The organism is Paracoccus denitrificans (assembly GCF_900100045.1).
GTDB classification, from domain to species: Bacteria; Pseudomonadota; Alphaproteobacteria; order Rhodobacterales; family Rhodobacteraceae; genus Paracoccus; species Paracoccus denitrificans.
Window position 1 is genome coordinate 47,614 of sequence record NZ_FNEA01000001.1, and the last position, 12,901, is coordinate 60,514.

Annotated in this window: 9 protein-coding genes; all 9 read left to right on the forward strand. The window is 66.8% G+C overall.

Going from position 1 to position 12,901, the window contains the following annotated elements; all coding sequences use genetic code 11:
* Nucleotides 1–147: 147 nt before the first annotated feature.
* The 9 genes from BLT64_RS00240 to BLT64_RS00285 all read left to right on the forward strand — a co-directional run bounded on the left by BLT64_RS00240 (nucleotide 148) and on the right by BLT64_RS00285 (nucleotide 12,898).
* Nucleotides 148–765 (forward strand): TRAP transporter small permease, encoded by a 618-nt coding sequence (locus BLT64_RS00240; protein WP_011751077.1) that lies wholly within the window; start codon nucleotides 148–150, stop codon nucleotides 763–765.
* Nucleotides 765–2,030, forward strand: a complete 1,266-nt coding sequence (locus tag BLT64_RS00245; protein WP_011751076.1) for a TRAP transporter large permease — start codon at nucleotides 765–767, stop codon at nucleotides 2,028–2,030. Before BLT64_RS00240 ends, BLT64_RS00245 begins: the two co-directional genes overlap by 1 nt.
* 26 nt (nucleotides 2,031–2,056) lie before the next feature.
* Nucleotides 2,057–3,043, forward strand: a complete 987-nt coding sequence (locus tag BLT64_RS00250; protein WP_011751075.1) for a TRAP transporter substrate-binding protein — start codon at nucleotides 2,057–2,059, stop codon at nucleotides 3,041–3,043.
* A 115-nt stretch (nucleotides 3,044–3,158) separates the two neighbouring features.
* Nucleotides 3,159–4,157, forward strand: a complete 999-nt coding sequence (locus BLT64_RS00255; RefSeq protein ID WP_232290660.1) for an Ldh family oxidoreductase — start codon at nucleotides 3,159–3,161, stop codon at nucleotides 4,155–4,157.
* A gap of 153 nt (nucleotides 4,158–4,310) precedes the next feature.
* Nucleotides 4,311–6,002 carry a cis-3-hydroxy-L-proline dehydratase gene (lhpI, locus tag BLT64_RS00260; RefSeq protein ID WP_011751073.1) on the forward strand — a complete coding sequence of 564 codons (1,692 nt, stop codon included), beginning with the start codon at nucleotides 4,311–4,313 and terminating at the stop codon, nucleotides 6,000–6,002.
* Between the two features lie 698 nt (nucleotides 6,003–6,700).
* Nucleotides 6,701–9,001, forward strand: coding sequence for a caspase family protein (locus tag BLT64_RS00270; protein ID WP_011751071.1), 2,301 nt, complete (start codon nucleotides 6,701–6,703; stop codon nucleotides 8,999–9,001).
* A 463-nt stretch (nucleotides 9,002–9,464) separates the two neighbouring features.
* Nucleotides 9,465–10,352: a substrate-binding domain-containing protein gene (locus BLT64_RS00275; RefSeq protein WP_011751070.1), complete on the forward strand. Its 888-nt coding sequence runs from the start codon at nucleotides 9,465–9,467 to the stop codon at nucleotides 10,350–10,352.
* A gap of 60 nt (nucleotides 10,353–10,412) precedes the next feature.
* Nucleotides 10,413–11,924 (forward strand): sugar ABC transporter ATP-binding protein, encoded by a 1,512-nt coding sequence (locus tag BLT64_RS00280; RefSeq protein WP_011751069.1) that lies wholly within the window; start codon nucleotides 10,413–10,415, stop codon nucleotides 11,922–11,924.
* Entirely contained in the window at nucleotides 11,921–12,898 is a 978-nt protein-coding gene (locus BLT64_RS00285; RefSeq protein ID WP_011751068.1) for an ABC transporter permease, read from the forward strand. Before BLT64_RS00280 ends, BLT64_RS00285 begins: the two co-directional genes overlap by 4 nt.
* Nucleotides 12,899–12,901: the final 3 nt, after the last annotated feature.

Genomic DNA, 12,901 nt, shown 5'->3' on the forward strand with positions numbered 1-12,901 from the left:
GCGACGGCGCGATCAGACCTGCGCGCCACGGCGCGATGCAAACGAAAGACCGACGTCCTGACCGCTGGCCGGGGCGCATGAGAAAGCATGGGATCGGCCGCCGCGGGCCGCTTCCCGAAGACCACTCACACCCAAGAGGTGCCCTCCATGCCACGACATCCAAGCCCCTCCGCCCCGCCAGGCAGATGGTCCCCGCTGATCCGCGCGTCCGAGGGCCTGCTGGTCGTCGAGCGCCGTGCCGTCGCAACGCTGATGGCGCTGCTCAGCGGTGCGATCCTGCTGAACGTGGTCACCCGCTACCTGGGGATGCCGCTTTACTGGATCGATGAGCTTGCGGTCTATTGCATGGTCTGGCTGACCTTTATCGGCGCCTCGACGATGACGCGGCTGCGGCTGGACTTTGCCGTGACGATGCTGACCGAGCGGCTGTCGCCCGGCGCGGCGCGGGTGGCCAGGGTAGTGGCGACCATCGTCGTCGTCCTGTTCGGCATCGGCCTTGCCGTGATGTGCTGGCTCTGGTTCGAACCCCTGGGCATCGCGCGTGCGGGTTTCGACGCCCGCGAATTCGCCGGCCAGACCTTCAACTTCATCTATACCGAGCGCACGCAGACCCTGAACTGGTCGACCTGGGTCCTGTATCTGATCCTGCCGATCTTTGCCCTGACGATGACCCTCCACGGTATCGCCAACCTGCTGGAAGACGTGGGCGCGGTCCCCAGGGTCCAGCGCGCGACGATGATCAACGCCGAGGAGGCGGTGAACTGATGCTGACCTCAACCGCCTTTCTGGTCGTGATGCTGGTGGGCGTGCCCATCGGCCTGTGCCTCTGCGTCGCGGCCATCGTCTATGTGCTGGCCAGCGGCAACATGGTGCTGTTCCAAAGCTATCCCTTGCAGATGTTCAACGCGGTGGACAGCTATGGCCTGATCGCCATCCCGCTGTTCGTCCTGATCGGAGAGATCATGAACGCGGGCGGCATCACCAAGAAGATCGTCGACATGGCCATGGCCTTCGTCGGCTCGCTGCGCGGCGGGCTGGCCTATGTCAACGCCATCGCGAACATGTTCGTGGCCTCGATCCTCGGCTCCGCCACGGCGCAGGTGGCGATCATGTCGCAGATCATGGTCCCCGAGATGGAGAAAAAGGGCTACGACAAGGACTTCTCTGCCGGGCTGACCGCCTATGGCGGGATGCTGGGGTCGATCATGCCGCCCTCGGTCATGTTCGTGGTCTACAGCGTCATGGCGCAGGTCTCGGTATCGGACATGCTGATGGCGGGGCTGGTGCCGGGGCTGATCCTGACCGCGCTGTTCTGCGTGGTGATCGCCATCATCGGCCATTGCCAGAAATTCCCGCGCAGCGAGCCGCAGACGTTCAAGCAGCGCGCCGCCACGGTCTGGGCGGCGGTACCGTCGCTGTCGATCCCCATCGTCATCGTCGGCTCGATCTTTTCGGGTCTTGCCAGCGCGACCGAGGCCGGTGCCGTCGGCGCGGTGATGTCGCTGCTCATCGGCCGCTTCTGGACGAGGCGGCTGCGTTTCTCGGACATGCCGGCGATCATGACCCGGGCGGGGCTTTACTCGGCCATCGTGCTGTTCCTGGTCGTGGCGGCGGGGGTGCTGTCCTGGATCCTCGTGTTCGGGCGCGTCCCGCAAGAGGTCGCCGGCTGGATCCAGACCGTGGCCAAGGACCCGGTCACCTTCATGCTGCTGGCCAACGTGATCCTGCTGGTGATCGGCACGGTGATCGACGGCATTCCCGGCCTGATCATGACGGTTCCGATCCTGCTGCCGATCGCCACCGAGGTCTATGGCATCGACCCGCATCATTTCGGCGTCGTCGTGGTGATCAACCTGGTGCTGGGGCTGCTGTCGCCGCCGGTCGGCCTGTGCTTCTTCGTCGCCGCCGCCGCGACGGGGGCCAATCCCGGGCGGATGTTCATGGTGACCATGCCGTTCTTCCTGATCACCTGCGTCCTTCTGGTGATCCTGTCGGTGTTCCCGACCATCTCGCTGATCTTCATCGGATAAAACCCAACCAACAGAGGAGCGTTGCAATGATCAAGATTTCCCGCCGCCAGCTTGTCGCCGGGGCTGCGGCCCTGCCTTTCGCGGCCCCGCTGGTGGCCCGCGCGCAATCGACCCAGTTGCGCCTTGGCCTGATCACCCCGGTCGGCCATTCGTGGAACGACGCGGCGCTGCGCCTGGCCGAGCGCCTTGCCCAGCAAAGCGACGGCCGCCTGACGATGACCGTCTTCCACTCCGGCCAGCTGGGCAACGAGCCTGCGATGATGCAGCAGCTGCAATCGGGGGCGCTGGACATGGGCATCATCCAGGCCGCCGAACTGGGCTCTCGCGTCGAGCATATCGCGGCGATCAATGCGCCCTATCTGGTGCGCTCGACCGATGCCGTGGCCAGGCTGGTCCGCCACCCGGACGTGCTGAAGCTGTTCGACGTGCTGCCCCGGCAGACCGGCACCATCGGCCTTGGCTGGGCCATCACCGGCATGCGCACGGTATTTTCGGTCAAGCCCATCGACAGCATCGCCGGCCTGAACGGCATGAAGCTGCGCATCAACCCGACGCCGGTCTATCGCGACTTCTACCAGCTGCTGGGCTCGGCGCCGACGCCGATTCCGACGCCGCAGGTCTTCGACGCCATGTCGAACGGTCAGGTCGACGGGCTGGAGGCCGATATCGAGTTCTCGTGGAACCAGCGCTTCGACAAGGTGGCAAAGTCCATCCTGCGCATGAACGCGGTGTTCATGCCGGCGGCCGCGGTCGCCTCGGGCCGGGTCTGGACGGCCATGCCGGAGGCTGATCGCGAGCTGATCGCCGCGGCGGTCAGGACCGTGCTGGACGAGCAGATCGACAGCCTGGCGGGCGAGGAGCCGGCGCTGATCGAGAACCTCCGCCAGACCGGGGTGCCGATGCACGAGGTCCCCCAGGAGGACACGACCGAGATCATCGCCGCCTTCGACAAGATCTGGATGCCGAAAGCGCCGGTGATCGAGCAGTTGCGCGAAATCGGCGCGGCGCTGTGAGCGGCGCCTTTTCCGCCTGAACCGGGCGGGCCGGCCTGCAACGATGCGCGCCATCCCGGCGCGCGTCGTCACCCTTCTTTCGATCTGGACGGGCGCGATGGAAACCAAGGTGACGATGAGGCTTGACGAGATCTTCGCCCTCGTCCTGTCGGTGCTGACGGCAAACGGCCTGTCGCGAGACCAGGCCGAGGCCATTGCCGACATCGTCACCCGGGCCGAGGCCGACGCCTGCCGATCGCATGGCCTGTATCGGGTCGAGGGCTATGTCGCGGGCCTGCGAGCAGGGCGCGTGAACCCGACCGCGCAGCCACGGGTTCGGCGGCTGAGACCGGCCTTGCTGCAAGTCGACGGCGACAAGGGTTTTGCCCCGTTCGCGGCGAACCTTGCGCGCCCGCATCTGATTGCGGCGGCGCGCGAAAACGGCATCGCTGCGATGGCGATTGCCCGGACGCATCATTTTTCGGCCCTCTGGGCCGATCTGGAACCGCTGGTCGAGGCGGGGCTGGTGGCGTGGTGCTTCGTTGTGGGCCAATGCTCGGTCGCACCCCATGGCGGCAGCACGCCGCTGATGGGCACCAATCCCATCGGCTTCGGCTGGCCGCGGCCCGACGGCGCCCCGTTCATCTTCGATTTCGCGACAAGCGCGGCGGCGCGGGGCGATGTCGAGCTGAAACGCCTTGCGGGCGAGCCGATTCCCGCGGGCTGGGGGATCGACGCGGAGGGGCGGCTCACGCTCGACCCGGCCGAGGCCCTCTCCGGCGCGCTTCTTCCCTTTGGCGGGCACAAGGGTTCGGCGCTGTCCATGATGGTCGAGCTGATCGCGGGCCCCCTGATCGGCGAGTTGACCAGCAAGCAGGTGGCCGCGCTTGGCCATCGGGACGACGGCCCGCCGCCAGGGGGCGAGCTGTTCATCGCGCTGGACCCCGCTTCGCTGGGCGGATCGGCACCCGCCGTCGCCGAGCGGTTCTTTCTGGATGCGAAGGCGCAGCCGGGCCTGCGGCTGCCGTCGGAGCGGCGATATGTCGCCCGCTCGCGCAGTCATGCGTCCGGCGTCGGCGTGCCGAGCGATCTTCTGCGCCGCATCAAGGCGCTCATGCCCGGCCCCGCAGCCTGAAGAAGGAAGAACCCGGATGCGCCCGCGCCTTTCCCTTGATGTCGTCGGTGCCTGGCCCGCCGGGCAGCATCGCCATTTCGTCGATCCAGTAGACCCCGGGGCGTTGCGCCGACGCCGAACCAATAAAGCCACGACCGACCGGAGACCAAGCAGATGACCATGACCGCATCCAGCATCCTGCCGGGCATCGCAGACGGGCCCATCCTGTTTTCGGACGAACCGCTCAGCTTCTGGGGCGGGGTGGATCCGGCCACCGGCAGGATCATCGACGTGCATCACCCGTTGCAGGGGCGCTCCATTGCCGGGCGCGTCCTGATGATGCCCTCGACCCGCGGATCCTGCACGGGATCGGGGGTGCTGCTGGATCTGGTCCTGTCGGGTCGCGGCCCGGCGGCCCTGGTCTTTTCCGAGCCCGAGGATGTGGTCACCCTGGGCGCCCTGATCGCCGCCGAGATGTTCGGCAAGGCGTTGCCGGTCCTGCGCCTGTCGCCTTCGGCATTCGATGTGCTGAGCGGCCAGGCGTCGGCGCGGATCGGCCTGGATCGGATCACGGCCGGCGATCTGTCGATTGCGGTTCAGCCCCCCGGCACCGCGTCGCTGGTCCTGACCGGGCAGGATCGCGCGATCCTCGATGGCGGGAACGGGACGGCCGCCGCCCAGGCCATGCGGATCATCTGCGCGATGGCGGCCCAGCAGGGGGCGCGGTGTCTTGTGGATGTCACGCAGGCGCATATCGACGGCTGCATCTATGCCAGCCCGGCGAACCTGACCTTTGCCGAGCGCATGGTCGAGATGGGCGCCCGGGTGACGGTTCCGACGACGATGAACGCGATTTCCGTCGATCGCGAGAACTGGCGCCGGCAAGGCGTTCCCCCCAGCCTTGGCAATCCGGCACAGCGGCTGGCCAATGCCTATGTCAGGATGGGATGCCGGCCGACCTTTACCTGCTCTCCCTATCTTCTGGACAGTGCGCCGGGCAGGGGCGAGGCCATCGCCTGGGCGGAATCGAATGCCGTCATCCATGCCAACAGCGTCCTTGGCGCACGCACGGCGAAACATCCGGATTTTCTGGATCTGTGCATTGCGATCACCGGCAGGGCGCCCTTGTCCGGCGTCTATCTGGACGAGAACCGCAAGGCGCGCCGCATCATCGACGTGGACCTTCCACCCGATGCGGATGATGCGTTCTGGCCGCTGGTGGGCTATCTTGCGGGCAAGGTGTCGCCCGATCGCATTCCGCTGCTGCGCGGCCTTGCGCCGGCGCAGCCCGGCACGGACGAGTTGAAGGCCCTTTGCGCGGCTTTCGGCACCACCTCGGGCGCGGCGATGCTGCATGTCGAGGCCGTCACGCCCGAGGCCGAACTGATCGCCGACGATGCCGATCATTGCCGGATCACGCATGCCGACCTGGAGGATGGCTGGCGGCTTTTGAACGACGGTCCCGAGGATGTCGACCTTGTGGCCCTGGGCAGTCCCCACGCCTCGCTGAACGAATGCCGTGCCCTGGCACGAGGGCTTGCGGGGGACAGGGTCGTCATCCCCACCATCCTGACCACCGGCCGCGACACGCTCGCGCTGGCCCGCGCCGAGGGGGTGCTGGCAATGCTCGAGGCAAGCGGCGTGACGGTTCTGCCCGATCTGTGCTGGTGCTCGATCTCCGAGCCGGTCTTTCCGGTCCAGACGCATGCCGTGATGACCAATTCCGGGAAGTATGCCCATTACGGGCCGGGGCTGTCCGGTCGCGCCGTCAGGTTCGGCAACCTTGCGCAATGCGTTCGGGCGGCGCTGACGGGTAAGGCGCCGGGGACCATGCCGGACTGGATGCGGAAGCCGGACCTGCCATAAGACCAGAGAGCGGCGAGCCCTGCGCCCCCGGCACTGGCTTTCGGCTTTGGTGCAGCATGGCCATCGCCGATGCTGGCAGTATGTTTCCTTCAACCCGGGCGCCCGGTTGTGCTGGGGTTCAGCGGTGCTTGGCCTCTCGGCAGGGTATCCGATCCCCTCGGTCCGCTTGGCTCATCCGGGTTCCCGGCGGTTGTGGCTGGGCCCTGGGTCCGCTGCGATCTGGATGGTCTTGCGGTGCGGCTGGCAGGCCGGATCGGCCGGCACGGCGTTTCTTGCCGGGCAGAGAATCTCTGGCTGAATTGCGCGATTTGGACTATCATCGCCGTATTGCAATGCGGGGCGGCAAAGATGCGTATCATTCTGGCCCTAACTCTCTCGACAGCAACAATTGCGCTTGTTTCCGGTTGTGAGGAGGTCCCCTCCGCATCCGAACCCGGCCAGCAATCGCAGGCGACGATCTCCTCGACAGGGTCCGGCGGCGGCTCGGGCGGCGGTCGCGGCGGTGGAACCGGCGGGGGCGGCTCCGGCGGCAGCAACAGCGGTGGCTCGGGCAGCGGGTCCGGTGGAGGAAGCACCGGCGGCGGTTCCAGCGGCGGCAGCAGTGACGGCGGCTCGGGCGACGGGTCCGGCGGTGGCGACAGCGGCGGAGGTGGCGACGACGGGGGCGGCGACGACGGTGGAGGAGGCTGGGGCTAGCGATGTCCGTCGGGCGACCAGCAAGGTCCCTGCTGCTGCTGGCGGCGGCGGTATCGCTGGGCCTGACGACACTGGCCGAGGCCGAAGGCGCCCGCATCGCGCTGGTCGTCGGCAACGGGAATTACCAGCGTATCCCGGCCCTGGACAACGCCGTGCGCGACGCCCGCGACATCGCCGACATGCTGCGCGACTTCGGCTTTACCGTGCAGGAGTCCCACGACCTTGACAGGGCGGGTTTCGAAACCTTCCTGCGCACGGCGCTGCTGAACATTCCCGAAGGATCGGAGCTGGTCTTTTTCTATGCGGGCCACGGCATCCAGATCGGGCGCCGGAACTATCTGCTGCCGACCGATGTGGCCTTTGAAAGCGTCTATGACCTGCCGGTGCAGTCCATCACCCTGGACCGGGTGGTCGAGTTGCTTTCGGCCCGCGGCTCAAGCCATGTCGCCATGATCGACGCTTGCCGCGAAAATCCGTTTCCGAACCTGCGCCTGGCGGCAAACCTTGATGCGACGCTGTTCGAGGCCAAGTCCGGCTTCGAGGTCTTTTCGACCCCCATCAACTCGCTGGTCGCCTTTTCGACCTCGCCCGGGCAGGTGGCCTATGACGGCGAAGCGGGCGGAAACGGGCCCTATACGCAGGCGATCCTGGCCTCGGCAGGGCAATATTCGGATGAGAATATCCTGACGATGCTGGCCGATGTGCGCCAGCGTGTCTACCAATCGACCAGCGGCCGCCAGGTGCCTTGGGAAAGCTCGACCCTGGTGCAGCCCTTCTATCTGGTCCAGGGCGGGGCGGTTTCCACTCCGGCCCCCTCGGATTCCACGACCTCCCAGCCCAACCGCAGCGCAGCGCCGGTGCAGGAAATTGCGGTCGATCTGGCGATGCCCTTCGCGCGCGAACTGCCGCTGGACGACAGGCTTGCCGGGCAGATCGGCGGGTTTCAGGGCGATGTCTCGGTGATCGAGGCCCCGCAGCATGGGCAGCTGGATCTTGCCGGCGGTGCCCTGACCTATCGCCCGCACCTGGCCGAGACCTCGATGGCGGGCAAGACGGAATATGCCGTCCGCGACCGCTTCGGCCTTGGCATCGGCGGGGCGGAGCCGCGCATCCTGAACGTCTCGGTCGAGATGACGGCCCTGGCCTGCGACGTCCAGGCGGGCGATGCGCTGGATCTTCAGGGCGTGGGCCTTTACCGGCTGCCGAACCAGATCGAACCCCGGCGCGCATTGGCCGATTGCACGCAGGCCGTGACCGAAAATCCCGGCATTGCGCGGCTGCTCTACCAGCTGGGCCGCGCCCAGCAGGCTTCGGGCGACCTGAAATCGGCCTATGACAGTTTTCGCGCCGCCGCCGCGGCCGGCCATATCCGCGCCGGTCATGCGGCCGCCATGCTGCTGCTCAGCCCACGCGTGGACCGCGCTGCGGTGCCCATTCCGCTGGACGAGGCGCAGGGCAATGCGCTTCTGGACCAGGCCATCGCCAGCGGCGACCCCTTCGCCATGCATAGCCGCGGCCTGCGATTGCTGCGCAACGGACCTGCGGAGGACGATCGCCAGCGCGGCTTCGAATTGCTCGAGCGCGCGGCCGAGCTTGGCCATACCTATTCCATGAACGAGTTGGGCGCCTATTTCCTTGATCCCGACAGCCGTTGGTTCCGGCCGGAACGCGGGCTGACCTATCTGCGCGCCTCGGCCGAGCGCAAGGATATCTATGGCTACAACAACCTGGGGCTGGTGGCGCTGCGCGGCTATGAGGATGTGAAGCCGGACCATGCCGCCGCCCGGGACTGGTTCGAGCGTGCGGCCCAGGGCGGGCATCCCTTTGCGCCTTCGAATCTGGGGCGGATGATCATGCGCGGCCAGTTGGGCAAGCCCGATCCGCGTGCGGCGGTGCGCTGGTATGACATGGGGCTGGCGCGCGGCGACGGCTGGGGCGGCGCCAATGCCGCCGGTATCATCCTGAAGGGCGATGCCCGGCCCTTGGGCCCTGCCGATGCCGCCCTGCGCGCCGCCAAGGCGCTGTATCTGCCGGCGCCCGACGCGGCCGGCCGGGCGCGTGAACTGCTGGACGGGATTGCCGCCGCCGATCTGGACCGGGCCACGCAGATGATCCTGAACGAGTTGGGCGAAGCGGTCGCCGTGGACGGGCGGGCCGGTCCCGCCACCATCGAGGCGCTGGTCCGGGCCGGCAATCGGGCAGGGCTGGGGGCACTGCCTGCCGATGCGGGGGCGCAAGAGCGCCTGCTGATGGGGGCCCGGGCCTGGTGGGTGCAAAACCCGCCGCGCGTCGATCTGTTCTGACGCGGGCAGCGCAAGTCCGGTCGCGCCGCAATCCTCGCGCATCCGTCCGGCGCATCTGAGGCGGGCAAGGCGGCCCGGCGGACCAGCGCCGTCCCCGATCAGGCAGAAAGCCGCCTGCCGCCATGGCAGGCGGCGGCCGCGCGAGACCTCCCCCGATGGCGCAGCGTAGCCGTGTCTCACGATTCGCCTGGCGCTGCATGCGCGCCTTGCGCCGCTTGGTCCTCATTGTCAGATCGCTCCGGGCAGCACGCGGCTCCTTGCGCGTCGCGGGGATGATTTCACTTTGAAATCAAAGAGGTTTCCATCAATGGATCACAATGGTACTTCGCGAACAAACTTTAAATTTGACACGCGTAAAATATATAAGTAGCGTCACTTGGACCGCCATAGGGGAGGGCTTTGGCGGCGAGTCGGGTTTTTCCCCGGCACCATCTCCTCGAAATCGAGATCCTGGGAGGACTCCATGAGTTTCAAGAAAGCGCTTTCGGCGCTGCTGACGACTGTTGCCCTGAGCGCGGGCGGCACGGCACATGCCGATGGCATCGGCGCCTCGCTGCTGACCCAGCAGCACCCGTTCTACATCGAGCTTGCCGATGCGATGAAAGCCGAGGCCGAGGCCAAGGGCGTGCCGCTGGAGATCAGTATCGCCAACCAGGACCTGAACAAGCAACTGGCCGATGTCGAGGATTTCATCGTCAAGGGCGTCGACGTGATCGTCATCTCGCCGGTGGACAGCCAGGGGGTGATGGCCGCCATCGCCAAGGCGGATGCGGCGGGGATCAAGGTCATCACGGTGGACGTGCCCGCCGCGAATGCCAAGGTGACCTCGCATATCGGCACCGACAACTATACCGGCGGCGTCAAGGCCGGCGAGTTGATGGCCGAGGTTCTGGGCGGCAAGGGCAAGGTCGCGATCATCGATTACCCGACCGTGCAATCGGTGGTCGCGCGGGTCGAGGGCTTCAGGAAGGCCCTGGAGGCGCACCCGGAAATCGAGATCGTCGCCCAGCAGACCGGCATCACCCGGGCCGAGGCGCTGGCTGTCGCGCAGAACATGCTGCAGGCCAACCCTGACATCGCCGGCATCTTCGGCTTCGGCGACGATGCCGCGCTGGCCGCTGCCGTGGCGGTGAAGTCTGCGGGACTTGAAGGCCAGGTCAAGGTGATCGGCTTCGACGGCATGGAAGAGGCCCGCAACGCGGTCGACGCCAATCCGGTCATGGTCGGCGTGATCCAGCAATTCCCCGACCAGATGGGCAAGACCGCCGTGGATACCGCCGCGGCGGTCATCGAAGGCCAGGACGTGCCTGCCGAGCAGCCCATCGTTCCGGGCGTCTACGTCAAGGAATGAACCGCGGCGCCGCAGGGCGTCGGGGATGCCTTGCGGTGTGGTCACGGGGGAGTGGAGCGGATGAACCAAGCGGCGGAATTCGTGCTGTCCTTGCGCGATATAAGAAAGAGCTTCGGCCCGGTCGAGGCCCTGAAATCCATGCGGCTGGATGTCCGGCCGGGCCGCGTGCACACGATCCTGGGCGAGAACGGTGCCGGCAAGTCGACCTTGATGAAGATCCTGGTCGGCGTGCATCAGCCGTCGGGCGGGGAAATGGTGCTGGATGGGCGGCCTTACGCGCCGCACAGTCCGAAAGACGCCGCCGCCCAGGGGCTGGCGATCGTCTTTCAGGAACTCAGCCTGTGCAACAACCTGTCCGTCGCCGAGAACATCATGGCGACGCATGAACCCGCACGCCTCGGCTTCATCAACGACCGGAAGCTGCGGGCGGAAGCGAGGGCGCTGGTCCGGGACCTGGGCCTGCCCGTGGATGTGGGCGCGAAGGTCGGGCACCTGTCGATTGCGCAGCGCCAGCTTGTCGAGATCGCCAAAGGTCTCAGCAAGCCCGCCAAGGTGCTGATCCTGGACGAGCCCACCTCGTCCCTGTCGGATTCTGAGGCCGAGATCCTGTTCGGCATCATCGACCGCCTCAAGGCGCGGGGCACCGCCATCATCTATATCTCGCACCGCATGGAAGAGATCATGCGGCTATCCGACGATATCACCGTCATCCGGGACGGCGCCTATGTCGCGATGCGCAAGCGCGACGAGACCTCCATCGAGGAGCTTATCGCGCTGATGGTCGGCCGCAGGATGGATGAGATCTATCCGCCGCGTCTTGCGCCCGCGCCCGGCGCGGATGTTCGACCTGTGCTGGACGTGCGGGGCCTGTCCTGTGCGGGACGGTTCAGGGATGTCGGCTTCGAGGTTCGCCCCGGCGAGATTCTGGGCTTTTTCGGCCTGATCGGGTCCGGCCGCTCGGATGTGATGAACGCCCTGTTCGGAATGCGATCCACGAGCGGGGATATCCGCGTCGACGGCAAACCCGTCCGGCTGCGCAATCCGGCCGACGCCATCGCGGTCGGGATCGGCTTCGTGACCGAGAACCGCAAGGAAGAGGGGCTGGCCCTGGACGCGCCTGTGCGGTCGAATATCTCCATGGCCGCGCTGGACGGCTTTGCCGGGAAAGCCGGCTTCCTCCGCTTCGGCAAGGAACGCCGGGCGGCCAGGGCGGAGGTGCAGCGCCTCGGGGTCCGCACCAGTTCGCTAGAAACGCTCGCGGGGAAACTGTCCGGCGGCAACCAGCAAAAGGTCGTGCTGGCGAAATGGCTGTTGACCAGGCCGCGCGTCCTGATCCTGGACGAGCCGACGCGCGGCGTCGATGTCGGCGCGAAATTCGAGATCTATCGCATCATCCGCGAACTTGCCGCCGAGGGGACCGCGATCCTGCTGGTCTCATCGGAACTGCCCGAGGTGCTCGGGCTGGCGGATCGCATCGCCATCATGGCCGAGGGTGAACTGAAGGCCACGGTCGCGCGCGGCGACCTGACGCCCGAGCTTGTCATGGCCCATGCAACGGGAACGCATCAATGACCCAGACAACCGACACGACCATCAGCGCCGGGCGAGAGCAGCTGCGCGCCGCCTTGCATCAATATGGCGGCATCCTCGTCTCGCTCATCGTGCTTTGCGTGATCTTCACGGTTCTGAACGAACGCTTCATGACGGTCGCCAACCTGACCAACATCCTGCAACAGGTGGCGGTGGTCGCCATTGCCGCCTTCGGCATGACCTGGGTCATCCTGCTTGGGGAAATCGACCTCTCCATCGGCTCGATCATCGCGGTGGCGGGGATGGCGGGCGCGCAGGCACTGGCCTTCGGCTGGGGCTTCGCGCCGGCGCTGCTGTTCACGCTGGCGGCGGGCGCGGCGATGGGCCTGGTGAACGGCGTGCTGACCGCCAAGCTGATGCTGCCCTCCTTCATCGTGACGGTGGCGACGATGGGCATCTATCGCGGCTTGGTCAGCCTGCCGACCAACGGTGCGCCGGCGATGATCTCGGACCCGGCATGGACGGCGATCGGCGGCAGCAGCTGGCTCGGCCTGCCGATCATCATCTGGATCGTCGTGGCCCTGTTCCTGTTCAACCATATCCTGCTGTCGCGCACGACCTTCGGCCGGCGCGCCTATCTGACCGGCGGCAATCGCGAGGCCGCACTTTATTCCGGCATCAAGGTGGACCGGCTGAAGATCGCCATCTTCACCCTGTCCGGCGTCATGGCGGCGGTGTCGGGGATCCTGCTTTCCTCGCGCCTCTATTCGGCGCAGACCAATGCCGGGATGAGCTATGAGCTCGACGCCATCGCGGCGGCGGTGCTGGGCGGCACCAGCCTGGCGGGCGGCGTCGGCACCATGGTCGGCACGCTGATCGGTGCGCTGATCATCGGGGTGATGAACAACGGCATGAACATGCTGTCGGTGCCCTATTTCTACCAGCTGATCGTCAAGGGCCTGGTGATCCTGATCGCCGTCTGGCTGGACGTGCGTGCCAAGCAGCGGCGGAGCTGAGAA

What these genes read in the sequence shown, in the direction of transcription:
- BLT64_RS00270 (WP_011751071.1), top strand. Translation starts at nt 6,701, where the DNA reads ATGTCCGTCGGGCGACCAGCAAGGTCCCTGCTGCTGCTGGCGGCGGCG.
- BLT64_RS00250 (WP_011751075.1), top strand. Translation starts at nt 2,057, where the DNA reads ATGATCAAGATTTCCCGCCGCCAGCTTGTCGCCGGGGCTGCGGCCCTG.
- BLT64_RS00240 (WP_011751077.1), top strand. Translation starts at nt 148, where the DNA reads ATGCCACGACATCCAAGCCCCTCCGCCCCGCCAGGCAGATGGTCCCCG.
- BLT64_RS00245 (WP_011751076.1), top strand. Translation starts at nt 765, where the DNA reads ATGCTGACCTCAACCGCCTTTCTGGTCGTGATGCTGGTGGGCGTGCCC.
- BLT64_RS00275 (WP_011751070.1), top strand. Translation starts at nt 9,465, where the DNA reads ATGAGTTTCAAGAAAGCGCTTTCGGCGCTGCTGACGACTGTTGCCCTG.
- BLT64_RS00285 (WP_011751068.1), top strand. Translation starts at nt 11,921, where the DNA reads ATGACCCAGACAACCGACACGACCATCAGCGCCGGGCGAGAGCAGCTG.
- BLT64_RS00280 (WP_011751069.1), top strand. Translation starts at nt 10,413, where the DNA reads ATGAACCAAGCGGCGGAATTCGTGCTGTCCTTGCGCGATATAAGAAAG.
- BLT64_RS00255 (WP_232290660.1), top strand. Translation starts at nt 3,159, where the DNA reads ATGAGGCTTGACGAGATCTTCGCCCTCGTCCTGTCGGTGCTGACGGCA.
- lhpI (WP_011751073.1), top strand. Translation starts at nt 4,311, where the DNA reads ATGACCATGACCGCATCCAGCATCCTGCCGGGCATCGCAGACGGGCCC.